Origin of the sequence: Marinospirillum alkalitolerans (assembly GCF_045055655.1) — a bacterium.
Lineage (GTDB): Bacteria > Pseudomonadota > Gammaproteobacteria > Pseudomonadales > Halomonadaceae > Marinospirillum > Marinospirillum alkalitolerans.
Genome location: NZ_JBANFI010000005.1, coordinates 284,801 through 307,045 on the forward strand (window position 1 = coordinate 284,801; position 22,245 = coordinate 307,045).

21 protein-coding genes are annotated in these 22,245 nt (G+C 53.8%); 10 read left to right on the forward strand and 11 right to left on the reverse strand.

The features are described from left to right. Window positions 1–64 precede the first annotated feature (64 nt). From V6U78_RS10075 to cheD, 4 genes are read left to right on the forward strand one after another with little or no spacing between them, the layout of a single operon-like run. Entirely contained in the window at window positions 65–724 is a 660-nt protein-coding gene (locus V6U78_RS10075) for a methyl-accepting chemotaxis protein (RefSeq protein ID WP_405340161.1), read from the forward strand. 18 nt (window positions 725–742) lie between these two features. Continuing rightward, complete coding sequence (locus tag V6U78_RS10080) at window positions 743–1,027, forward strand: STAS domain-containing protein (RefSeq protein WP_405340068.1); 285 nt, start codon at window positions 743–745, stop codon at window positions 1,025–1,027. Continuing rightward, on the forward strand, window positions 1,020–2,711 hold the full coding sequence (locus V6U78_RS10085; protein ID WP_405340071.1) for an ATP-binding SpoIIE family protein phosphatase: 1,692 nt from the start codon (window positions 1,020–1,022) through the stop codon (window positions 2,709–2,711). The genes V6U78_RS10080 and V6U78_RS10085 overlap by 8 nt, the downstream gene beginning before the upstream one ends. A 1-nt stretch (window position 2,712) precedes the next feature. After that, window positions 2,713–3,315 (forward strand): chemoreceptor glutamine deamidase CheD, encoded by a 603-nt coding sequence (gene cheD, locus V6U78_RS10090; RefSeq protein ID WP_405340074.1) that lies wholly within the window; start codon window positions 2,713–2,715, stop codon window positions 3,313–3,315. Here the strand turns inward: cheD and V6U78_RS10095 are convergent. The 3 genes from V6U78_RS10095 to V6U78_RS10105 form a co-directional block, all read right to left on the reverse strand. Continuing rightward, window positions 3,307–5,070, reverse strand: a complete 1,764-nt coding sequence (locus V6U78_RS10095; RefSeq protein ID WP_405340077.1) for a PP2C family protein-serine/threonine phosphatase — start codon at window positions 5,068–5,070, stop codon at window positions 3,307–3,309. The two genes, cheD and V6U78_RS10095, sit on opposite strands and share 9 nt — an antisense overlap. A gap of 232 nt (window positions 5,071–5,302) precedes the next feature. Then, on the reverse strand, window positions 5,303–5,617 hold the full coding sequence (locus V6U78_RS10100) for an SCP2 sterol-binding domain-containing protein (RefSeq protein WP_405340080.1): 315 nt from the start codon (window positions 5,615–5,617) through the stop codon (window positions 5,303–5,305). A gap of 204 nt (window positions 5,618–5,821) precedes the next feature. Then, window positions 5,822–6,157: an ArsR/SmtB family transcription factor gene (locus tag V6U78_RS10105; protein WP_405340083.1), complete on the reverse strand. Its 336-nt coding sequence runs from the start codon at window positions 6,155–6,157 to the stop codon at window positions 5,822–5,824. A 345-nt stretch (window positions 6,158–6,502) separates the two neighbouring features. On the opposite strand from V6U78_RS10105, the gene V6U78_RS10110 reads away from it, so the two are divergent. The 6 genes from V6U78_RS10110 (at window position 6,503) to V6U78_RS10135 (ending at window position 13,030) form a co-directional block, all read left to right on the forward strand. Then, window positions 6,503–8,386 (forward strand): propionyl-CoA synthetase, encoded by a 1,884-nt coding sequence (locus V6U78_RS10110; RefSeq protein ID WP_405340086.1) that lies wholly within the window; start codon window positions 6,503–6,505, stop codon window positions 8,384–8,386. A gap of 154 nt (window positions 8,387–8,540) precedes the next feature. Next, window positions 8,541–9,209, forward strand: a complete 669-nt coding sequence (locus tag V6U78_RS10115) for a 7-cyano-7-deazaguanine/7-aminomethyl-7-deazaguanine transporter (protein ID WP_405340089.1) — start codon at window positions 8,541–8,543, stop codon at window positions 9,207–9,209. A gap of 224 nt (window positions 9,210–9,433) precedes the next feature. Beyond that, entirely contained in the window at window positions 9,434–10,207 is a 774-nt protein-coding gene (locus V6U78_RS10120; protein ID WP_405340092.1) for an alpha/beta fold hydrolase, read from the forward strand. A 3-nt stretch (window positions 10,208–10,210) separates the two neighbouring features. Further along, window positions 10,211–10,852, forward strand: coding sequence for a bifunctional 4-hydroxy-2-oxoglutarate aldolase/2-dehydro-3-deoxy-phosphogluconate aldolase (locus V6U78_RS10125; RefSeq protein WP_405340095.1), 642 nt, complete (start codon window positions 10,211–10,213; stop codon window positions 10,850–10,852). A gap of 15 nt (window positions 10,853–10,867) precedes the next feature. Next, complete coding sequence (locus V6U78_RS10130; protein ID WP_405340098.1) at window positions 10,868–11,797, forward strand: translation initiation factor eIF-2B; 930 nt, start codon at window positions 10,868–10,870, stop codon at window positions 11,795–11,797. 117 nt (window positions 11,798–11,914) lie between these two features. Beyond that, complete coding sequence (locus tag V6U78_RS10135) at window positions 11,915–13,030, forward strand: DUF294 nucleotidyltransferase-like domain-containing protein (RefSeq protein WP_405340101.1); 1,116 nt, start codon at window positions 11,915–11,917, stop codon at window positions 13,028–13,030. 86 nt (window positions 13,031–13,116) lie between these two features. Here the strand turns inward: V6U78_RS10135 and V6U78_RS10140 are convergent, their stop codons facing one another. The 8 genes from V6U78_RS10140 to V6U78_RS10175 all read right to left on the reverse strand — a co-directional run bounded on the left by V6U78_RS10140 (window position 13,117) and on the right by V6U78_RS10175 (window position 22,063). Beyond that, entirely contained in the window at window positions 13,117–13,569 is a 453-nt protein-coding gene (locus V6U78_RS10140) for a copper chaperone PCu(A)C (protein WP_405340104.1), read from the reverse strand. A 79-nt stretch (window positions 13,570–13,648) separates the two neighbouring features. Beyond that, a complete protein-coding gene (locus V6U78_RS10145) occupies window positions 13,649–14,257 on the reverse strand; it encodes an SCO family protein (RefSeq protein ID WP_405340107.1) in 609 nt (202 codons plus the stop codon). Window positions 14,258–14,310: 53 nt separating this feature from the next. Continuing rightward, on the reverse strand, window positions 14,311–14,694 hold the full coding sequence (locus V6U78_RS10150) for a hypothetical protein (RefSeq protein WP_405340110.1): 384 nt from the start codon (window positions 14,692–14,694) through the stop codon (window positions 14,311–14,313). Between the two features lie 135 nt (window positions 14,695–14,829). Further along, window positions 14,830–16,497 (reverse strand): HAMP domain-containing methyl-accepting chemotaxis protein, encoded by a 1,668-nt coding sequence (locus tag V6U78_RS10155; RefSeq protein ID WP_405340113.1) that lies wholly within the window; start codon window positions 16,495–16,497, stop codon window positions 14,830–14,832. A 108-nt stretch (window positions 16,498–16,605) separates the two neighbouring features. Next, window positions 16,606–19,350, reverse strand: coding sequence for an ATP-binding protein (locus V6U78_RS10160; protein WP_405340116.1), 2,745 nt, complete (start codon window positions 19,348–19,350; stop codon window positions 16,606–16,608). Next, the gene (locus V6U78_RS10165) at window positions 19,340–19,618 is read right to left on the reverse strand and encodes a hypothetical protein (protein ID WP_405340119.1); all 279 of its coding nucleotides are present in this window, start codon (window positions 19,616–19,618) and stop codon (window positions 19,340–19,342) included. Before V6U78_RS10165 ends, V6U78_RS10160 begins: the two co-directional genes overlap by 11 nt. Next, a complete protein-coding gene (locus tag V6U78_RS10170; RefSeq protein ID WP_405340122.1) occupies window positions 19,615–21,669 on the reverse strand; it encodes a 3'-5' exonuclease in 2,055 nt (684 codons plus the stop codon). Before V6U78_RS10170 ends, V6U78_RS10165 begins: the two co-directional genes overlap by 4 nt. A gap of 4 nt (window positions 21,670–21,673) precedes the next feature. Then, a complete protein-coding gene (locus V6U78_RS10175) occupies window positions 21,674–22,063 on the reverse strand; it encodes a response regulator transcription factor (RefSeq protein ID WP_405340125.1) in 390 nt (129 codons plus the stop codon). Window positions 22,064–22,245: the final 182 nt, after the last annotated feature.

Below are 22,245 nucleotides of genomic sequence, written 5' to 3' on the forward strand. Positions count from 1 at the left end.
CACGATGAAAACACTGAATAACTTTGTTGAAAGCTCTGTTCAGACCAGCGCAGACCTGATGGAAATGCTCGATCGTGTTTCCGAGTTATCTGAAGGGATGCCGGAATTGATGCGGGCCTTAGATGATATCGACAATATTGCCGAGCAAACCAATTTGCTGGCCTTGAATGCAGCCATTGAGGCTGCGCGTGCCGGTGAGCATGGGCGAGGCTTTGCGGTGGTGGCCGATGAAGTGCGCACCCTCTCAGGGCGCTCCTCAGAGTTCAGCCGTACCATTCAAGATAATCTGAATGCCATGAATCGCCGCATTGAAACTCTGGTGAAGGATGTGGGTAAAATCGCCTCACAGGATATGAGTTTTATTCTGCATGCCAAAAAAGAAGTGGAAGGCGCGATCCAGCTGCTGATGAGCAAATCACAAAGTGATCAGCTGGTGACTCAGGAGCTGGAACAGCTCTCACAAGGTTTGGAAAGCGCTCTATATGATGCCATGCGTGCCATGCAGTTTGAGGATATGAGTTCGCAGACGATTCAGCATACGGTGGCAGAACAGCAGCATCTTCTCTTGCTGGTCGAGGCACTCAGGCAGGGTGCAGATGATCCCCATCGCTTCCACGAGGCACTGCGTCAGAGTGTTGAAGCCTTTAGTCGTGCGCGTGAAGCGCGTAAATCCAACCCTGTGTCGAGTAGCTCGATGAGCAGTGGCGATATCGATCTTTTCTAATTTCCTGTGAGAATACCCATGACACAAAAAGTATTACGTGTACCTGAAAAATTCGACTTTTCCTGTCATAAGAACTTTAACGCTCAGACAGACCAGTTATTGAAGGACCCAGAAGTCACCGTGATCGCGCTGGACTTCTCAACCGTGCATTATCTCGATAGCGCGGCGTTGGGGATGGTGATCTACCTGCAAAAAAAGGCCAAGGCAGTGCAGCGTAAAGTCATCATTCAACATGCTCATGGGACGGCCAAGGATATTCTTAAGGTCGCCAATATTGCCCAGTTTATAGAAATTCATGACTGATACTGATCTGGTCTATTCGGTTCTGATTATTACCGAGCAGCCGAATGCGGACTATCTGCATGCCTTGACGCCCCATTTTGCTTTACGCACTTGTGGCTGGTCGCACACAGTGACCTTGCTTGAGCAGCAAACAGCCGATTTGCTGATTATTGATCAAGCGTTAGAGGAGGTTCAGCTACGCCAACTCTTGGCAACCTTGCCCCATCATCCTGCTTTTGGTCGTATTCCAGTGTTGTTACTGACGGAATCTCAGCCAGATGAAGCACTTTATCTACGTTGCACCTTTTTCGGTATCGATGATGTGCTGCATAAGCCGATTTTGGCCTCGCATTTGCTGCTGAAGGCGCGCTCTTTGGCCGAGCGAGTGTGTTTGGGTCGTCAGCTGAATCAGCAAAGTCAGTATCTTGAGCGCCTATTAGAGCATAGCCATCGTGAAGCCGAGATGGCCTCCTATCTCTTTTACAATAATTTGCTGGATCAGGTCTCGGATCACCTGCTGGGTTTTAATCGCTATATTCACTCCAGTTCTGATTTTTGCGGTGATCTGGTGCTGGCCAAAAGCTCGCCTTCTGGCAGCACTTTTGTGTTGCATGCGGATGCGATGGGACATGGCTTATCTGCGACAGTGACTCTGCTGCCGTTGGTCGATATTTTTCACAGCATGGTGGATAAGGGCTATGCCCTGCCGATGATCGTGCGCGAGATGAACCGTAAGCTGAACTATAAGCTCCCCCCTGATCGCTTTGTGGCGGCCAGTTTGATCGAGGTGGATCTGCTCCATGATCAGGTGAGCTTGTGGAATGGTGGCATGCCGCCGATCTATTTGTTGTCTGAGCAAGGGCAGGTAGAAGCTAGCTATCCATCACGCTTTATGGCGCTAGGGGTGCTCAGTAATGCTGATTTTGATTCAGCGGTAGATCGCTTTCCTCTGCCGAAAAGTGGCGGGATTTTTGGTTGTAGTGATGGCCTGCTGGAGCAGTGTAATGCACAGGGGGAGAGCTTTGCTCAGTCGCGCTTGCAGCAGCGTTTGGCGGGCTGTTCGCGTCATAGCATGATGAGTAGCTTGATTGCTGATTTAAAAGAATTTTCTGGTCTGCCGCATTTTGATGATGATGTTTCGCTCTTTTATCTTCATTTTGGTGAGCTGGCGCATTTTGTGCAGCAGCAACAAGAGATGGATCAGCAGACACAGCAACGGCAGCGTATCGATCCCTTTGTCTGGTCGTTGACCTTGCAAGGGCGACAGATAGGTGATCAGGAGCTGCCAGCTCTGTGTAACGATATGCTGCAAGGTTTTGGCTTGAATCAGCCCTTTTGTCAGCGTGCTTTTACGGTGATCAGTGAGCTGGTCAATAATGCGATCGATCACGGTATCCTGGGTTTGTCTTCGAGTTTAAAGAATGATCTGGATGGCTTTTCTCACTACTATATTCAGCGTTTGGAAAGGTTGAATCAGCTGACTGCACAGGATCAGCTGCGCCTTTCTCTGGCCTGGGTCAGGGATCAGCAGCAGGCCTATTTAGAAATTGAGGTTGAACAAAGTGGCGCTGGCTTTGATGCAGAAGCGGTGCTGGCCCAGCCACAGGATGCCTTGTCTGGGCGAGGTCTTCAGCTGGTGAAGAGCCTGACAACACAACTCACGTTTGAGCAGGGTGGGCGTAAAGCTTGCGCTCGGGTAGGCTAGCATGGAGATAGACAAGCACTTTGCGCTCTCTCACTATTATGATCGTCATTTCGAGACTGAAGCAGTGAAGGTTTTGCCAGGTGAGTACTATGCGACCCAGGGTGAAGAAATGGTCGTCACAGTGCTCGGATCCTGTGTCGCCGTGTGTTTGCGCGATCGCTCTTCAGGCATCGGCGGGTTAAACCACTTTCTGCTGCCAGAAGACCGCTCTGCTGATGCTTCTCCACTGACTGAATCTGCGCGCTATGGTGTTTATGCGATGGAGCTGTTGGTGAACCATCTTTTAAAGCTTGGTGCACAAAGAAAAAGGCTTGAAGCCAAGGTGTTTGGTGGTGGTCGCGTTATTAAAGATTTTAGTTTTGCCAATGTTGGCGAGCGTAATGTGCGCTTTGTGATGCAGCATCTGCGTGATGAGGGCATCCCCGTTGCGGCGCAGGATGTGCTGAATACCTATCCGCGCAAGGTGCATTTTTTTCCACGCACTGGGCGTGTCATGCTGAAGAAGATCAACAGCCTGCATAACAACACGCTGATCGAGCGCGAAAGCCGTTACTTGAAACAGGTCGAGTACAAGCCAGAAGTGGGCGAAGTCGATCTATTCTAGGGTGAAGGCGTTTTCAGGCTGTGCTGATGAGTGGTGAAGCGGCCTGTTGCCACTGAGCTGAATCAGCACACCTTGCTCTGTGGGTGAGATCTGATCGGCTGGTTGCAAGGGCAGGGGGGGCGTCAGTGAACGGACGCGGCCGCCTTGGCTGGCCTGGATGCGGATGACCAATTGAGCCTCTGGCGCAAGCCGTCCTTCAAGTTGAAGTTCGATAAAATCAGCGGCACTCAGTTTTTTGAGTGCGGCTGATTTTTGTTGGTAGTAATCCACTAAGGCCAGCTTGGGGTCGAGTTTCAGCAAGAGCTGGTCTAGAACGATTTGACTAAAGTACAGCAGGCAGGAGTAGGCGCGACTGGCGAGCTCCTTGCCCATGCCGAGATTATGCAGCAGATCATGACAGAGGGCTGGCAGAGTCTGGCGTGATAGCTGCTCACCTTGAAGACGCAACTTCCACTCAAAAGGGCTGCTTAATGGCTGTTCCTGATCCTGATGCAGACTTTGAAGCTGGCTTTTTCTGAGCAGCAGCGGCACCTCGCGGCTCAGTTGTGCAAAATCGATCTGACAGACGGAAACATCATCCAGCAGCTCTAGTGCCTGTGCATGGGCTGCCACTTCATCAAAGATGGCCTCGATCCAATGTTCACCAGCTGTGCAGGCGAGCAGGTCTTTGAGCCGCTGCTGACCAAAAAGCTGCTCTTGTTGATTGGGTTGCTCAATCAAACCATCGCTATAGCTCAAGAGGTAACCCTTTTGCGGCAGAGGATAGCGCTCGGGGCTGCTATTGAATACGTCTGGATCAAGAATGCCAAGTGCCATATTGCGCGAGCAAAAGCTATGGAGAATCTGCCCTTGCGCATTCAAATAAAAACTGGGTGGCATGGCGCCATTCCAGACACTCATTTCACCACGTTGCAGGTTAATCTCGATCAGAGTTGCTGCCACAAAGCGGTCATCCGGTAAGTCCTGCAGCAGACGCTTATTCATCTCACTGACAATGGCCGGCAGTTGATGCCCTTTGCTGACCATCGAATCAAAAACCGACATCACTGGCATGATGGTAATGGTGGCGGCAAGACCGTGTCCTGTTGCATCAGCGAGCAGAATAAACACCTGACCGCTGGGAGATTTTTTAACCAGCACCAGATCGCCACTAAAGTTGGTGGACGAGCGAATCCTGTATGTGACGCTGGTCAGCGGATCAGCACTTTTGACCAGCAGATGACCATAGAGGATATTGGCCGCCATTTCATTTTCTTGATCGACCTGATTGATGGCTTTTTCGAGCAGCTTTTTATCCACGAGAATCGAGTCAAGCTGGCGTGTGAGCTGGTTAATACTGGCGAAGGCCGGTTCCAGCTCTTTAAAGCTCAGCGTCTCAGGTTGCGCGTTAAAGTGCGCCAAGTCGCGGCTAGATTGAATCTGCGCGACCTTTTGTTGAAAGCGATCGAGTCCCTGTTGCAGCCGATTCATCAGCCAGTGGGCCAGCCAGGCAGCCAGCGCCAGCACAATACAAGAGAGCAGCACAAAAGTGAGAATATAAGCCAGTCGAACAGCAGCACTGATTTCGATGACAGGGAGTTGCTGTGGTGGATCTAGCTGCTGGGTCAGCATCAACGCCTGCTCAGCCAGTAAGCGCTCATAGAGCAAAGAAGAGATCCCTGTTGCACCCAGAAAAACCAGCGTGCTACTGAGCATAATCGAGATCAAAAAAAGCCAGCGTAAAGAGCGGGTGCGTTGCAGGAGTCGGAGGATCAAAATCAGGTCCGTTGGTGGTCAGCGAGTGGATCGCCACAAGAAAATAGAAAAGAGAGTCACAGGAGTAGGCACTTTATTAGCATAAAATTATGCCAGTTTTATCGGAGGGATTCTAGCCTGATGCAGGAGTGGAGTAAAAGGCACAATAAAAAAGGCAGCTCAGGGCTGCCAAAAGGTCACATTGCAGGGTGATACAAGTCAGTGGCCCCGCAGGGGAGGCAGGGCCAAAATCTTAAACTGGGAATAAGGCAGAGAGCTTGGTTGCCAGCATCATGTCGCCTTCTGCGCGCAGTTTGCCAGCCATAAAGGCTTGCATGCCGTCTTGTTCGCCAGTCAGTACATCTTTCAGTGTTTCCTGGTTCATGATCAGGGTCACAGAAGGATCAGCGTGGTCGCCTTGGTTGATTGCACAGCTGCCATCTTTGATGATGATGTGGTAGTTATCGCCATCTTCGATATTGAATTGGAAGATATCTTCCATACCAGCAGCGGCGCTTGCATTGAACTTGTCTTTCAAGCCTTCGATAACGCTATTCAGGTCGGCCATGAGTCTATCCTCTTGTTTTACTTTCAGCTGTGAAGCACAAGTACCATGGTGGTGGGTCACTTGTGTCGATGTGTAGAAGAGGATATTTCAAACGAATGTTTCAATCAAGTGTTAAAACAAAAAAACTCTCGCCATGACAGCCAGAGTTTTCTTGAGTGTGCGCTGACTGGCCTGCTGATCAAGAACAGAAGGCGTCAAGCAGACTTAGCTGCGGCAATACATATCATGCAAGGTGCTGATGATGCGCTTGGCTTCTTCTCCTTTGAGGGAGTAGTAGATGGTTTGAGATTCGCGGCGTGTTGACACCAGATTATCGCGTCTGAGCACCGCAAGATGCTGAGATAAGGCCGATTGGCTAAGATCGAGGCACTGGTTCAGTTCGGTAACAGAGAGTTCACGTCCATCGAGATGGCAGAGAATCATAAGCCGATTTTCATTGGCTAGGGCTTTCAAAAGGCGAGTCGCCTGTTGGGCATTCGCGCGCAGTTCATCCGTGAGGCCGCTGGTTTGCTCTTGGGGTAGATGAGTAGCTTTATTCATAGTGATATCAATATATTAAGTGAAACCAAGGCGACTTTGTAAGTCAGATTAAGATGACTATTTTTGCTGACTTAGGTCAGTGATGTCGAGGGTTGAAACATAAAAAAAGAGGATTGTCAGCAATCTTGTTTTTTATGTTCTGCTTGGATGCCGGTAAAAATGAGTCAGCAGACCTACATGACAACTGCTTAGGCTTAAGTCTATAGGCTTTGCGGCTTTGGTATTAGTTTCAATTGCCTTGGCTTGCTTTAGAGTAACCCGCTAAGCAATGACGATAAGTGTCGACACTTGCGGCAAGTTGTCGCAGGGGTTGATCGATAAAATAAAGACTCACAGAGGCAGAACATGAGCTATCAAGCAGAATATCAGCGCTCCATTGCGCAGCCAGAGGCCTTTTGGCGTGAACAGGCCGCACACCTTCCTTGGTTTAAAGCGCCAGAGCGGATTCTTGAGCAGGATGAGCAGGGCACTTGGCGCTGGTTTGTCGATGGTGAGCTGAACACCAGCTATTGCGCCTTGGATTATCATGTCGAAAACGGTCGTGCTGAACAGCCTGCGGTGATTTATGACTCCCCTGTCACGGATACCCGCACCCAGCTCACCTATCGCCAAATGCGTGATCAGGTGGCGCAGTTTGCTGGCGGCCTGCGTCGTCTTGGGGTCGAGAAGGGAGATCGGGTGGTGATTTATATGCCGATGGTGCCCGAGGCCTTGATTGCCATCTATGCCTGTGCGCGTTTAGGGGCGGTGCATTCGGTGGTGTTTGGTGGTTTTGCGCCGCATGAGTTGGCGGTGCGGATCGATGATGCGCAGCCGAAGGTGATCGTCTCTGCCTCTTGCGGCATCGAGGTGAATAAAGTCATTCCTTATAAGGGCTTGCTTGATGAGGCTATCAGTCTGGCGCACCACCAACCCGAAGCGACGGTGATTTTGCAGCGTCCACAGCAGACTTGTGCGCTGATCAGTGGTCGCGATCATGATTGGGAGAGCGTGATCCAAGCTGACCCTGTTGATCCAGTGCCAGTCAAGGCGACTGATCCGCTGTATATCCTCTATACCTCTGGCACCACAGGTAAGCCCAAGGGCGTGGTGCGTGATCATGGTGGCCATGCTGTGGCGCTCAAATACAGTATGAAGACCGTTTACAATGTGGAGCCAGGCGAGGTCTTTCTGGCCGCTTCTGATGTCGGTTGGGTGGTGGGGCACTCGTATATCGTTTACGCACCTTTGCTGGCAGGTTGCACCACGATTGTTTATGAAGGCAAGCCGGTTAAAACGCCGGATGCGGGTGCTTTCTGGCGTTTGATTCAAGATTATAAGATCGCCGCCTTTTTTACGGCCCCAACGGCCTTTCGCGCAGTCAAAAAAGAAGACCCAGAAGGCAAGCTGCTGGCCCAGTATGATATTTCTAGCTTGAAAACCCTCTTCTTGGCGGGCGAGCGCCTAGATCCACCGACTTATCATTGGCTCAACGAACTGCTGCCGGTGCCTGTGATTGATCACTGGTGGCAAACCGAAACAGGTTGGGCGATTGCCGGTAATATGATGGGCCTAGAGCCAGTGGCCCCCAAGGCTGGATCGGCGACCTATCCAACGCCTGGGTTTAACGTGCAGATTCTCGATGGCCAGGGGCAGCCGGCGGAAGCCGATGAAGAAGGCAGCGTGGTGATTAAACTACCGATGCCACCTGGTTGCTTGGTCAGCATCTGGGGTGATCATCAGCGTTATCATAGCTCTTATATGGCGGCCTTCCCCGGCTATTACCTGACGGGTGATGGCGGTAAGTTTGATGAAGATGGTTATCTGTTTATTATGGGGCGCACCGATGATGTGATTAACGTGGCAGGGCATCGTCTCTCCACTGGCGAGATGGAAGAAATCGTTGCCTCGCATCCGGGTGTGGCTGAATGCGCGGTCATCGGGATCGCCGATGAGCTAAAAGGCCAGCTGCCTGTCGGCCTGGTGATCACCAAGGATGGTTGGGAGGGTGATCCCGCTGAACTGGAGGCAGAACTCGCAGCGATGGTGCGTAAAGAAATTGGTGCCATTGCCTGCTATCGCCAAACGCTGGTTGTCGATCGTTTGCCCAAAACCCGTTCTGGCAAGATACTGCGTAAGCTATTGCGCAGCATTGCGGATGGTAAGGAGTATCAAGTGCCCTCCACGATCGATGATCCTTCCAGTCTGGATGAAATCGAAAGCGTGATGAAGCAACAGGGCTTGGTTTAAGTCGTCACGCATCCATCATCGGCTGGAGCGGGTGATGGATCAGCAAGAGAGCCCTCTTAATCAGGGGGCTTTTTATTTTGAGGTGGCTTGCTTATAATGCGCCGCTTCATTCATCAGGGTTCCCTCGCCCCCTGCTTAATAAAAAGGACCACCCATGCTGACGCTCAATTCGCAAGGCTACTTCAAGGCCTTGGTTTATCTCGCTTCCTTTCATGTGCTGATTATCGCTGCCAGTAACTATCTGGTGCAGTTCCCCTTTGAAATTTTTGGTTTTCATACCACCTGGGGGGCGTTTAGTTTTCCCTTTATCTTTCTCGCAACTGATTTGACTGTGCGTGTGTTTGGTCGTCAGCTTGCGCGGCGTATTATCTTTGCTGTGATGTTCCCTGCGCTGCTGATTTCTTATGTGGTGTCGGTGATCTTTGCCGCAGGTGAGTTTACTGGCGTGCAGAACCTGGCTGAATTTAATCTGTTTGTGGCCCGAATTGCGTTGGCCAGTTTTATGGCCTATGCCTTTGGCCAGCTGCTTGATATTCGTGTCTTTGATCGCCTGCGTGCAATGCAGCACTGGTGGATTGCCCCCGCTGCATCAACGATTGTCGGTAATGGTGTGGATACGTTGGTGTTCTTCTCCGTGGCTTTTTATGCCAGCCCAGATGCGTTTATGGCCGTGCATTGGCCGGAGATTGCTCTGGTGGACTATGTCTTCAAGCTGGGCATTAGCCTCCTGTTCTTCTTGCCTGCCTATGGGTTGGTCTTGGCTTGGTTGCAAAAGCGCTTGCTGCGCGAAGAAGCCGCCTTGGCAACCTCACCTCAGGCCTAGCCATTTCTATTGGTGGCAGGCTCGCGTGATCTCAACCGGCTCTTGGGGCCGGTTTTTTTATGCTGTTGAGTCAGCGCAAAGCAGACAGGCGCTTGTCATGCCTTGAGTGGCTGGCCTTGGGCTAAGGTCTTGTCATCGCGCCTAGCCGAGCCGCCTGCTTATTGGCATAATCCTGTGGATCAAGATCCGTCTGGTGATCTGCTTTTTTTCTTCAAGGAGTGCATATGAATACTTTGGCCTACCAGCGTTATGGTGAAGGCGAACCGCTTGTGGTGATGCATGGATTATTTGGTAGTGCCGATAACTGGCGCGGCTTGGCGCGGCGCTGGAGCGATACCTGTGCTGTTTATTGTCTGGATTTGCGCAATCATGGGCGGAGTTTTCATGCGCTGGGGATGAACTATAGCCTACAGGCTGAAGATCTTTTGTACTGGATGGACAGCCTGGATCTTGAGCAGGTGAATCTGCTTGGGCATTCCATGGGCGGCAAGCTGGCGATGGAATTTGCGCTACGCTATCCCTCTCGCGTCAAAAAACTGATCGTGGCGGATATCGCGCCAGTGGCTTATCAACATTCGCATGCAGAAATCTTGCAGGGTCTGCGCGCGCTGCATGCTCAGTCGCCTTGGCATGAAAGACGTCAAGCAGATCAGCTCTTGGCTGATTATGTTGATGATGTGCAGACACGCTTGTTTTTGCTCACCAATCTGGTGCGTGCTGAAGAAGGCTTGGTGTTGCGCATTGGCCTGGAAGAAATCGATCGTGATTATGCATCGATTATCGATGCACCACCGGCGATGGCTGAGTCGCTGAGCTTTACTGGCCCCACCCTGGCGCTGCGCGGCACGCGCTCAGATTATGTTGTCGAAGCTTATCTGCCTGATTTTCGAGCGGCCTTTCCTCAGTTGCAAGTGGCTGATCTCGATGCAGGGCATTGGCTACACGCGGAGCAGGCTGAGCTTTTTTATCAGCAGGTGCAGCAGTTTATCAAGGAGTAAATGATGGCCTCGATTTCGCCCTTTGACTGGGGTTCTCTGCTGGAGCAAGAACCCTTGCTGCCCGTCTGGAGCCCTTGTTCGACTGAGGGCATTCAGGCGCAGGCAGAGCGGCTTCAGTCGGCAGGCTATGGCGTGGTTGAAGTCACACTGCGCCATGAGGCGGCCTGGTCGGTCTTGACGGCGCTGAAGGAGCAGGGAATGACGCTGGTAGCAGGGAGTGTTCGTCAGCTCAGCCAGCTCAAGCGCCTGCGTGAGCTGGGTATACGCTTTGCTGTCTCACCTGGCTGGTGTCCGCACTTAGCGCGTCAAGCGCAAGACGAGCATATTCAGCTGCTGCCCGGTATCGCCACTGCGGGGGAGGCCATGCAAGCCTTGGCCGCTGGCTATCACTGCGTCAAGCTCTTTCCAGCGCGTGCTTTGGGTGGGCCTGATTATCTGCGCGCACTCCAAGCGCCCTTTCCCGAGTTACGGGTGGTGCCAACAGGTGGGTTACAAGCGACGGATCTGGCTGATTGGTTTGCCTTGCCTTCTGTCTTGGCCCTAGGGGGTGCCTGGATGCTGGATATCTCGTCAGAAGAAGCCCAACGCCAGCGTCAACAGGCCTTTTTATTGCGCCAGTGCCGCGTCCATTCAGGCCAGCCTTGATAGCAGGAGATATCGATGAGCCACAATGCTGATTTTAAGCGCCGTCGCTTGCGTGCCGTGCAAGAAGATGTGAACAGTAGTGCACGTATTTTGGCACGCAAGGCATTGGAAGATTTAATTGATTATGCCTTGGCTTGCGATGCCGCCGATGCGGGTGAACTGATCGATGAGCTGGATGACTTGGCGCTGCAGCTGGCGCAGGCTCGCCCGAGCCGAGTGGTGGTTTCTAACGTGCTGGAGCGCTGGCGCTGTGTTTTGCCTGCGCTGGCCGATCAAACGCTGCCAGAAGCGCGGCAGCTGGCCCGTCAGCTGGCAGAGCAGGTTATTGATGAGCTGGAGCAGGCCAACCGTCAGCTGGTCAATCTTTGTATTAACGAGATCCGCCCCGGCATGACCTTGATGACACATAGTTGCAGTAGCAGTGTGATGGCGCTGTTTGCTGCCTGCCATGCGGATCAAATTCCTGTGCAGGCGATCATTACTGAATCGCGCCCGGGTATGGAAGGGCGACGTCTGGCGCGTTTTCTGCAAAAGCTGGACATTCCAACCCAATTTATCACTGATGCCCAGATGGCACTGAGTGTGCTGGAGGCAGACAAGGTGATCATTGGTGCCGATAGCCTACTGCGTGATGGCAGTGCGGTCACCAAAGCAGGAAGCCATCTACTGGCCTTAGCTGCCCGTGATGCGGGTATTCCTCTTTGGGTGCTGGCCGATCGCTTTAAGCATAGCCGCATACCGCCAGAGTCCATCCAGCTGGAGGAGATGCCGGTGGATGAAATCGAGTTTGATATTGGCGCACCGGTGAGCTTTCGCAATGCTTATTTTGACTTGCTGCCCAGCCGTTTGATTGCCGCTTGGGTGGATGAGCGCGAGGTGCGGGTGACTTTTCGCTCTCTCAGTGAGCAGCCTCAGGAACCTTTGTTGGCCCTGCCTTCTTCTTAGGAGCAACCTCCAGGAAAGCCCACGATCCTGAGTCTGATCCTTGGCGAGATTGTGCTGGCCACTTGGATCGTTTTGATACCCAGGCCAACTCACGTTTGCCCATCAAAGGAGAGCAAGATGGAGATCTGGCGTCTCGCCTCACCTTGGCGACAGCTGCTGCAGACACCGGCTGAAGCCTTGGCTTTTTTTCCGGGATTGACCGAGGTGCTTGAACAGCGCCCTCATCAGCTTGAGGCTGAGGCGCTGCGCTCTTGGCAGAAACAGCTCGTCGAAGCCTTGCTCTATCTTGAGCTGCCTGCCCGTGTGATCAGTCAAGTATTGAGTGATCATCAGGATGCCCTCTATTGTCAGGTGTTAGAAGCAGAATTAAGCCAGATGGCCGCCCACGGCTGGGGCGCGCCGCCGGTGGCCTTTTGTGTGGTTCAGTTGGGTTCGGCGGGAAGAAGTGAGACGCTTTTGCGCCCAGATCAGGATAATGCCATGTTGCTGGCGCCCTATCCCGATGCTGAGCATACCCAGATTGATCTGTGGTTTCAGCATCTTGCCGCAGGCATGAATGCGCGGCTGGATCAGGCAGGCGTGCCGCTCTGTGGTGGGCATGTGATGGCCTGCTGGCCGCAGTGGCGCAAATCTGTGACCTCTTGGCAGCAGCAAATGCAACTGTGGACGCAGCAGCCGAGCGTCAAAAAAGTCCAGTTGAGCAATATTCTGCTCGATTTTCATCCGGTGTTTGGCGATCAGCAGCTGGCCAAAGAGTTGCGAGCGGCTTGGCTGCCACTCTTTCCAGCGGCGTCTTTGTTTTTACACGAGATGGTGAGCCTGCTGGATGAAATCCCCGTCGCTTTGGAGCGCTGGGATCGTTTGCGTACTGGCGGGGAGGGCGCACCTCATGCGCAGGCGCTGAATCTTAAACAAGGGGGCCTGCTACCTTTGCAATCGAGTGTACGTTTGCTCAGTCTGCTGGCTGGTGTTGAGGCTGTCTCTACGCATGAGCGATTACAAGCGCTGGTCGCGGCTGGTCGTCTGAGTCGTGCTTGGGGGCAGGATCTGGCGCAGGTGCTGGATCAACTGATGGCCTTCGCCTTGAATACGCAACTCCAAGCCTTGCAAGAGGGTCGCCAGCCAGATTATTGGCTGGATACTACGCAGCTGACACCGCTTCAAGTGGATGAACTCAAGCTCTGTTTGGCCCAGCTGCGTGATTTTGTACGTTGGACGCAGCAGCAGGTGTGATCAGCTCACCTCACCTGCCGCTCTTAGGTTCTCCTGGTGCTGCTGCGTGTCCGCAGATGTGATTCAGCACCCTCGATCCTTTCTTTCTAGTGCTGGTGACGATGCCCACCCTCAACAGGTCGTACAGGGAGGCTGAGTTCGATCAGGCTGCCATCTTCCAGTTCCAGCTGGATTTCTACCTGCTGATCTCGGCGTAGCGGTTGCTTGAGTCCAATCAGCATCAGGTGCAGGCCACCAGGTTGCAGGTGGGTGACACCCTGAGCGGGAACCTCAATCGCATCAATCCGCCGCATCTGCATCACGCCATCCACCTGTGTATGGGTGTGCAGCTCAACAACCTCTGAGGCTGGGCTGGTCGCATGCACAAGACGCACTGGGCGATCATGCGGATTGTGCAGCTGCATAAAGGCGGCACTGACTTCAGAGGTGGGCGGTACTGCGCGGACAAAGCCATGCTGAACCTCAAGCGGGGGCTGATGTGCCCAAACTAGGCTGGTGAAGACGAGGGCGCTGAGTGCCAGTGTGATGTGTTTTAACATGTTCGGTTCCTTGTTGTGCTAGTGTCGGTGTCTTGCATGATATCAAGCGAGCCGATGCATTTTGGCGGGCATCGGGTGTTTAGCTGTCTTGCGCCAGTCGTGCCAGGGCTGCGCTGAGGGCGCGATAAAGCTCATTGCTGCTATTGGCATGGGGTAGAGTGGCGAGCAGCTCTCCTTGGCTGGAAGCCAGATAAAAGTCAGAAGAGTGATCCACCGCGTAGCCCATCGCTGAATCCAGCTCAACAAAGCGATAAAAAGCGCCATAGCTGCGCGCGAGCGCTTCAAGCTGATCGGCCTCGCCCGTTAGACCAAGAATATTGGCCTCAAAAAAGTCAGCATAGGCGGCGAGGCGCTCTGGTGTATCTCGCTCAGGATCGACAGAGATAAAGATAGGCTGGATCTTGGCCTGCCAGGCCTCTGGAAGCTCTGCCATTGCCCCTGCCATAAACATCATTGAAGCGGGGCAGATATCAGGACACCAGGTATAGCCAAAATAAATGAGTGCCAGACGCTCGTCGAGCGAGGCCAGATCAAAATCACCGCTTGCGCTTTGCAGCACAAACGGAGCACCTTGGGGGCGTTCTTGAATGCGAGGTGCGTTAGATTGCACTCCCATCCAGATCTGCACGCCAGCAAAGAACAACAGAGCCGCCAATCCAAAGATCAGCAGTGGGCGATGGACAGCCATAGGTCTACCTTTTGTATCAATCGAGGGGGGTCACAAACAAAATTCGGTCTTGATCATGTCCAAAGGCTTGGAGGCGCGCGCAACAAAGGGCGCTGAAAGGCAGGAGGTTCTAAATCCACGCGGCTTGTCAGTCGTGGCAGGAGGGGAGTCTGTTCAATCTGTACTTGCAAGGAGGGCAGGTTCGGATGGATCAGTGGTTGACTGAGGCAGGCTGGGCAGGTGGTGCCACTGAGTTCTACCTGCAGGGGGCCTGCGTCTGTCGGGCTGAGAAGCAGGCGTTGTCCCGCACCATGCCAAGAGCAGATTTCGATGCGGCCATCTTGGTGCACGACCAGGGGAGGTTGGCTAAACGGCAGCAGCACCCGATGGCTGATCATCCCGAGAGCGAGCAGCAAAAGCAGGGTATTGAGCTGTCGATTAAGCTGGAGTGATACCACCTGCACCTCGCAGTGAAAAGCAGACTAGAGCGGGGTGTTCTGCAACGGCTCTTTGGCTGAGTGCAGCCTGTGCGCCCTTGCCCCCCACTGTGCAGGGCCGACAATAAGCCGACCCTGCTGGGCTGTCAAGCGCGCTTAAACCTGAAAGCGCTGCGCTGCCTGCTGTAACTGCTGGGCCAGCTGGGCGATATCCTGACTGCTTTGTGCGGTTTGTGCGGCGGCCTCAGCGGTGTGATCGGCAGCCTCGTTGATGCGGCTCAGGTTGATGTTCATCTCTTCGGCGACAGCGCTTTGCTGTTCGGCAGCACTGGCGATCTGCAGGTTCATATTGTTCATGTTAGAGATCAGCTGGGTGATTTCATCCAACGATTGACCGGCTTGATGGGATTGCTCTGCGCCAATCCGCGCCTGTTGCAGGCTGGTTTCCATCGCAACAGAGGCTTCTTGCGCCCCTTCTTGCAGCTGGGTGATCATCGAACGTATCTGTTCAGTCGATTCTTGAGTGCGGCTGGCCAGCGAGCGAACTTCATCAGCGACCACGGCAAAACCACGGCCTTGCTCACCCGCACGGGCAGCTTCAATCGCCGCATTCAGTGCGAGCAGGTTAGTCTGCTCGGCAATGCCGCGAATCACATCAATGACGCTGCCAATTTCATCAGCATCTGCGACCAGGGCTTGAATCACCTGATTGGCCTGCTCAACTTGTGTGGCAAGATCTTGAATGCTGCTCGCGCTTTGCTGCACCACTTGATGGCCTTGGCGAGTCACCTTATCGGCCTGCTGGGCACTGTGCGCGGCATCTTCGGCATTCTGGGCCACTTGATGAACCGTGGCGTTCATCTCATTCATTGCTGTGGCGACCATATCGGTTTCTTCTTTCTGTTCGCCTACACTGCGGCTGGTTTGCTCGGCAATCACCTGTCCTTGTTCAGCAAGGCTGCCAAGTTGGTGGCTGGAATCTAAAAGTTGATGCACGGTTTGGCCCAGTGCACTGCGAGCAAGGCGGAACTGCTCCAGAATTTCGCCCAGTTCACCACGCACCTCCACACTCTGCCCAGCAACGCGCAGATCACCCTTGGCCATGCGTGCGGCAAGGGATGACAGGGCTTCAATGCTCAGTGTCAGTGTCCGCGAGACATAAAAAGAAAAGGCCAGCGCGATGAACAGGCCGATCAAGCCGGTTGCCAAGAGTCCGCTGGTCAGAGCGAAAGCCCGCTGTTGCATATGCGCATAGGCTTCTTCGGCGCCTTCAAGTAAGCGTGCGCTCATGGCGGCCTGAGCTTGAGCACTGTGGCCAAAGAGCGGATTCACCGAGCGTAATAAATGGCTATTGGCTTGATGATATTGGCCTTGATCAAGCAGGCGTAAAGCAGGTTGAACGCCCTCTTGGATATAGCGCTGAAAAGCCTGTTCAAACTGATCTGCCAGCTGTGCGGCTCTGGGCCCGCGCGGGGTATCACGAAAACTGCGCCATAAGCGCTCGACTTCCTGCAAGTTATGACGCACGCGATCAGTGTGCATGCTGGTCGCATGATCATGCTCATGCGCAAAAGCGCCAGCGGGGTCATGCTGCATCGAGAGTAACAGCTGAGCGCGCGCTTCTTCAAGCAGGGCACCAATGCGCTCAACTTGATAGAGCGGCACCATGCGGTGGTGATAGTTATCCGCATACTGTTGCTGTTTGTAGGCAAAGCCAGAGTAGGCCAGGCCAATGATGATGATTGCGACCAAACAGAAGAGCGCAACCAGTAATTTGAGTTGAGTCCTGAGTGAATAAAAACCGTGAGTAGTGCGTGTGACCATAGTGAATCAATATCCTTTTAATAGTAATTTTCTATATTTTCCTTCCTTCCACCCAGTGTTGACAAGGAGTGCTTGAGCACCTTTTGGAATAAGAAGCCAGTGAATAGGTCAATTTGATGAAGGATTCGCCAGCTGGGCTAGGTCTGCCTGCTCAGACAGGCGCGGTAGTCTGAGCTGAAAGCAAGCGCCATGCAGGGTGGGTGCCGCTGTCACGCTGAGGTGACCACCATGATGTTGAACAATCCCTCGACTGATCGGCAAGCCCAGACCGCTGCCTTTAGGCCGTCCTTGTCGTCCTTGTTGCGCCTGGATTTGATGGAACTTCTCAAAGACCTTTTCTTTTTCGACATCGCTAATCCCTGGGCCGTCATCTTCGACCTCCAGCGTGAACTGGCTGGTGGTCGGCGTTAAGGTCACCAGCACCTGCTGTTGAGCAAATTTACTTGCATTATCGAGTAGATTGATCAGCACCTGCTGGAGTCGATCGCTGTCACCCAGGATAGGGCAGGGGCTGGATGGCAGCTGGAGCTGGAGCTGGATGCCTCTTTCTTGATACAGCTGAGTGATGGCGGCACTGGCATCTTGGCACACGAGAACCAGGTCCAAGGGCTGGCGATTCAGCTGGAGGCGGCCAGACTCTAAACGCGCCAGATCAAGAATTTCCTCAATTAAGCGAGATAAGCGCGCGCTTTCTTTGACGATCACCTCTAAAAACTGCTGCTTTTTCGCTGATTCGATTTGCTGTGTATCGCGCAGGATTTCAGCAAAGGCGCGAATCGAGGTTAAGGGGGTACGCAGCTCATGGCTGACCATCGCGACAAATTCATCCTTGAGACGATCCAGTTCACGCAATCGTTCATTGGCGGCCCGCAGCGCATCACTGGTTTGGGTCAGCTCGGCCGACTTTTGCTCTAAACGACGCGTATATTCCAGCGCCTGCGAGGTGGTATCCAAGATACTCAGAACCGCCTCTAGATCGAGAGCCTCACCCCTGACCACTGAGTTAATCAAGACACGCGCCGAAGCACTGCCCAAGGCTCCGGTCAGTGCTTGCTCAGCGGCGGTAATCAGTTGTGGTGAGGCCGCGTTGGATTGTGCTGTGGTCTCGACGGAAGCCAGGACCTGATGGGTCGCCCTCTGACCCAAATAGCGGCGCAGGAGCTGCTCGATTTCCTGGCGTGATGTTTGCCCCAGCCACAAGGGGGTTTGCATCACTTGTGGGCGCAGTGCCTGAGTGAAGAGCGCGGCTTGGGTGTGCTCTAGACGCGAGGCTCGGGTGAACAAAGAAAGCCCCACCAGCAGACCAATGTTAAAGAGAAGACTCCAAAAGAGCGCATGAGTATAGATATCCCAGCCTTCAAGACCAAAAAGCGCATAGGGCTTCAGCCAGCTGATGCCCCAAGGGCCAAGCTCAATCAGCTGCGTATTCAGCCAGCCGGATTGGACAAAACCCGGTAGCAGCAGGGTGTAGGCCCAAACCAGAAAGCCGCCAATGAGTCCCCAAGCCGCCCCCTTGGCATTGGCACCGGCCCAGTAGAGGCCAATTAATAAAGCCGGTGCAAACTGGGCTGCGGCGGCAAAAGAGACCAGACCGATAGTGACGAGGCTGTAGGATTCACCTATCAGCGCATGATAGAGATAGCCCAGCAGCAAAATAAGCAGGATCGCGACACGGCGCACGCCGAGAATCCAGCGGCTGAGATCACGCTCTGGATCCAGATGCAGCCACTTCCAGCGCAGCAGCCAAGGCATGACCAGCTGATTGCTGACCATGGTGGAAAGGGCGATGGTCTCGACAATCACCATGCCAGTGGCCGCAGACAGCCCGCCAATAAACACCAGTAAGGGCAGGGCGGCCAGATCCGCGCTCAGCGGCAGCGTCAGCACAAAGCGATCTGCGCCGAAGCTGGAACCACTGAGCAGCACCCCAGCCAGTGCTATCGGGATCACCAGCAGGTTGATCGCAACCAAATAAAGCGGAAACATCCAGGTGGCACGACGCAGGTGATCTTCATCCACGTTTTCAACCACCAGCACCTGAAACTGACGTGGTAGCGTAATAAAGGCCAGCGCTGACAAGAGCAGTAGGCCAACCCAGCCAAGTGCTTGTCCGGGCACGGCGGCTAATCCCAGTGCGGACACCAGATCAGGCACAGCCGCGGCTTGGGTGAAAAGATCACGCGGGCCGTGGAACAAGCCAAAAAGCACAAACAAGCCCACAGCCAGAAAAGCCACCAGCTTGATCAGCGATTCAAAAGCGATGGCCACCACCATGCCTTCATGGCGCTCGCTGGCGTCCAGATGGCGGGTACCAAACAGAATAATAAATAGCGCCAGTACAGCGGCAATCCAGAAGGAGTGATCCTGCCAGAAGATCTCCGAAGCGTTTAAATCAGGTGCTTGTGGGTAGTGGGTAAGAACAGCATGACTGACGGCAATGGCTTTGAGCTGTAAGGCGATGTAAGGCATGATGCCGACCACTGCAATCAGCGTCACCAGCACACCCAGTGTCGCGCTTTTGCCATAGCGTGCGCTGATAAAATCGGCGATGGAGGTAATACGTTGTGCGCGGGCGATACGGATCATCTTGCGAAACAGCATCCAGCCGAGCAGCATTGCCAGCGTCGGCCCAAGATAAATCAGCAAGAAACTGGGGCCAGCCTCAACCGCGCGCCCCACGCTGCCATAAAAAGTCCATGCCGTGCAGTAAACCGCGATAGAGAGGCTATAGACCACCGAGGAATTAATGAGAGAGCGTTTTTGCTCAGCGCGTCGATCCCCCCAAGCGGCTAATAAAAACAGCAAGGCCAGATAGCTAAAGGCTAATCCCAAGGCAATCCACTCAAGAGGCATCATCTGGCTCCTGAGTGGTGGCCAGCGCCTTTGCGGACGGCGGATTCTTCTCAGTCTGCTTCTCTGGTGCTGGCGGGTGGGCTGGGCTTTCCATGATCCACGCGGCGGCCAGCAGGATCAGCAGCCACACAGTGAACAGATAAACAGGCAAGGTCGAAAATCCCAGTGTATTGGGGCGATCAAACAGCAAAAGCAGTGGCGGTGTCAGCAGCATCACCGCCAGCAGCGTTAAGCTGATTAAGCGTGCTGAACGCGCAGGGGCCTTCATGGTGCGACCTGCTGTTGCACACTGTTTTGCAGTGCCAGCGCCTGCGCCAGTGTGATGATGCCTCGGGCTTCCAGGCGCGGTAAAAACAGCAGCAACAGCTCAGCGGTCACGCGCGCATCGCCCAGTGCGGTATGGCGTGTGCCGGGAGGAAAGCGCAGGCCATAGCGTTCGGCCAGTGCATCCAGGCTATGTTGCTCTTGATCTGGGTCCAGTGCACGCGAGAGCAGCAGCGTGTCTAAAACCGGACGCTGGATTTGCAAATGCAGCGCTGTCGCCGCTGTTTCCAGCGCCAGTAGATCAAACGCAGCGTTATGCGCGACCAAAACTGCATCACCGATATAATCCATAAACCTTGGTAAGACAACGGCCATTGGCGGACTCTGTGCTACATCGGCATCGGTGAGACCATGAATCTGCGTGCTGCTGGCGGGAATCGGGCGCTCGGGATTAATCTTCTGGTCAAAGCTCTCTTGCGCCAGCAGGCGGCCATTTAAAATACGGCACGCCCCCAAGCTAATCACGCGATCCTGGCCGCGCAAATCAAGCCCGGTGGTCTCGGTATCAAAAACCAAAAGATTCAGTTGATTCAGCGGGCAGGCGGCAAGATTGGCCTGAGGGGCGGGCAAATCCGCAATGCTGAAATCATGGAATTCCGGCCGAGGAGGGCTGATCTGACTGGGTGGATACACACGGCTGGCGCTGGGCAAAGGCAGGCGCAGGCGTGCGTGTCCTGCTCTCTGGGTATCCTGGAGGCTCCACCAATCACTGGAATGGCGGCGTAACAGATCGCCTAAGCGAGGAGCCAGAGGATCATCATGCAGGGTCACTTCTGCCCAGCGATTCAGCTGATCCAGGCTCAGGGCTTCGCCTTGCCAGATTAGATCGAGATAAACACGCTGATTGCCCAGCTGCATTTCAACCTCATAGTCGGCGCTGCGGCTCAAGTCAGAGGCGTGCAGTAGACGCATCAGTTGATGGAGCAATGCAAGCAAACTGGGTGTATCGGCTTTCAACCACAAGGGAATCCCAATCGGGGTGAGCTGGATGCCCTGTTCTTTTAAACTGGGGCAGAGTGCCGCCCAGAGATCATTCGACCAGGTATCGCGTAGTCGTCCCTGATGCAGATAGAGCTTCTCAAAAACCTGCCCGAGTTCTTGAATGCACTGGCTGAGCGCTTGACTGTCTTGATGAATGCCTTGTTGTAGACGCGTGATCAGCTCAGGTTTTAAATCCTGGTTGGCGCTGTCATGCATAAAGACTTCAGCGGCGGTGGCCAGATTCGCAGCATGGCCGCGCAAGGCCGGTAGCAGGCTGGCGAGCGGCTGACGCCAGCGTTGTTCATCCTGCTGTTCGGTTGCATCTTCTAGCGTGATTAAGACCTCACCGCGACTGGCCAGAACACGCCGCACATCACAAAGATACCAGCGTTGTTGATGCGGGATCAGCAACTGGCGTGCGCTGCCATCTTTGGGCAGATGGTGGAGTGCATCGGCCAGACTGGATGCGGGTAGCAGTTCTTTGAGTTGGCGGCCAAGCCCCAACCCAGCCTGCTGTTGGAAAAAGGCCTCAGCGGCTGGATTAAAAAGCAGCAGGCGTTGGTGTTGATCATAAAGCAGCAGCGGGACCTGTAAGACTTGAATCACCGCTTCAAGCTCAAACTTAATCCGCGCCGCCTGCTTGGCCCCTTCAAAATGAGCGGTTTTGAGCGCGACACGATCCTGCTGCCAACCCAATCGAATGCGCTGAATATCCTCTTGCAAGCTGCTGAGCCAGCCCTCGGGAGGATAGTCGGTGGGCGCATCAGGATGGGCTGACCAGCGAGAAAATAAAACGCCCAGACGACGTAGAGGGCCAAATAAGCGCCATTCTAGCCACCAGCCCAGCAGCAGGCAGATCAGACTTGGAGCCATCAAGCTGCCCCAGAGCGTCACGCGCAGTAGCCAGTCTTCACTCAGGCGTGTGTCCAGCGCAAGAGCCAAGGCCAACCCAATAAAAAAGCTCAGACCAGTGAGGATCAGCCACAGGCCCAGCAGACGTTGGTATTTAGGCATGGCATTAAGACTTGAGCAGAGGGTCGCTCAGTAGGTGCTTGACCTTCTCGACCAGCAACTGAGTAGAAAAGGGTTTGGTAATATAATCATCGGCTCCCAGAGCGAGGCCCTTTTCGCGTTCTACCTCGCGTCCGTGGGCGGTGAGCATCACAATCGGCAGGCGTTGATAAGCCGGTTGACGGCGCAGTTTTTCCAGCACCTCAAAGCCGCTGATCCCAGGCAGGCTGATATCGAGCAGGATCAGATCAGGTGTCTGTTGGCTGATGTGACTGAGCGCTGTTTCACCATCTTCGGCGGTTGTGACATCAAAACCAGCCTGCTGCATCAGAAATTCCAGAGACAGCAGAATATTGGGTTCATCATCGACAACAAGCACTTTCAAGGCTGAGGTCATGGTGGGGCTCCTGCTCTTGTTATGAAACCTCTGATTCACTATTGCGCTTGGTGATATTGCGCTTGGTGATATTGCGCTTGGTGATGCTGCATTGATCAGAGGTTTCTTATCTGTTGTTTTTATTGTCTTTACCGCTGAACCCTGTTGAGCCAGCTGGTGATTTCAGTCTAAAGCCTTGTTGA

Coding starts and splice junctions, on each gene's coding strand:
- V6U78_RS10075 (WP_405340161.1), top strand. CDS start 65: ATGCTCGATCGTGTTTCCGAGTTATCTGAAGGGATGCCGGAATTGATG.
- V6U78_RS10080 (WP_405340068.1), top strand. CDS start 743: ATGACACAAAAAGTATTACGTGTACCTGAAAAATTCGACTTTTCCTGT.
- V6U78_RS10085 (WP_405340071.1), top strand. CDS start 1,020: ATGACTGATACTGATCTGGTCTATTCGGTTCTGATTATTACCGAGCAG.
- cheD (WP_405340074.1), top strand. CDS start 2,713: ATGGAGATAGACAAGCACTTTGCGCTCTCTCACTATTATGATCGTCAT.
- V6U78_RS10100 (WP_405340080.1), bottom strand. CDS start 5,617: ATGGCCGACCTGAATAGCGTTATCGAAGGCTTGAAAGACAAGTTCAAT.
- V6U78_RS10105 (WP_405340083.1), bottom strand. CDS start 6,157: ATGAATAAAGCTACTCATCTACCCCAAGAGCAAACCAGCGGCCTCACG.
- V6U78_RS10110 (WP_405340086.1), top strand. CDS start 6,503: ATGAGCTATCAAGCAGAATATCAGCGCTCCATTGCGCAGCCAGAGGCC.
- V6U78_RS10115 (WP_405340089.1), top strand. CDS start 8,541: ATGCTGACGCTCAATTCGCAAGGCTACTTCAAGGCCTTGGTTTATCTC.
- V6U78_RS10120 (WP_405340092.1), top strand. CDS start 9,434: ATGAATACTTTGGCCTACCAGCGTTATGGTGAAGGCGAACCGCTTGTG.
- V6U78_RS10125 (WP_405340095.1), top strand. CDS start 10,211: ATGGCCTCGATTTCGCCCTTTGACTGGGGTTCTCTGCTGGAGCAAGAA.
- V6U78_RS10130 (WP_405340098.1), top strand. CDS start 10,868: ATGAGCCACAATGCTGATTTTAAGCGCCGTCGCTTGCGTGCCGTGCAA.
- V6U78_RS10135 (WP_405340101.1), top strand. CDS start 11,915: ATGGAGATCTGGCGTCTCGCCTCACCTTGGCGACAGCTGCTGCAGACA.
- V6U78_RS10140 (WP_405340104.1), bottom strand. CDS start 13,569: ATGTTAAAACACATCACACTGGCACTCAGCGCCCTCGTCTTCACCAGC.
- V6U78_RS10145 (WP_405340107.1), bottom strand. CDS start 14,257: ATGGCTGTCCATCGCCCACTGCTGATCTTTGGATTGGCGGCTCTGTTG.
- V6U78_RS10155 (WP_405340113.1), bottom strand. CDS start 16,497: ATGGTCACACGCACTACTCACGGTTTTTATTCACTCAGGACTCAACTC.
- V6U78_RS10160 (WP_405340116.1), bottom strand. CDS start 19,350: ATGCCTCTTGAGTGGATTGCCTTGGGATTAGCCTTTAGCTATCTGGCC.
- V6U78_RS10165 (WP_405340119.1), bottom strand. CDS start 19,618: ATGAAGGCCCCTGCGCGTTCAGCACGCTTAATCAGCTTAACGCTGCTG.
- V6U78_RS10170 (WP_405340122.1), bottom strand. CDS start 21,669: ATGCCTAAATACCAACGTCTGCTGGGCCTGTGGCTGATCCTCACTGGT.
- V6U78_RS10175 (WP_405340125.1), bottom strand. CDS start 22,063: ATGACCTCAGCCTTGAAAGTGCTTGTTGTCGATGATGAACCCAATATT.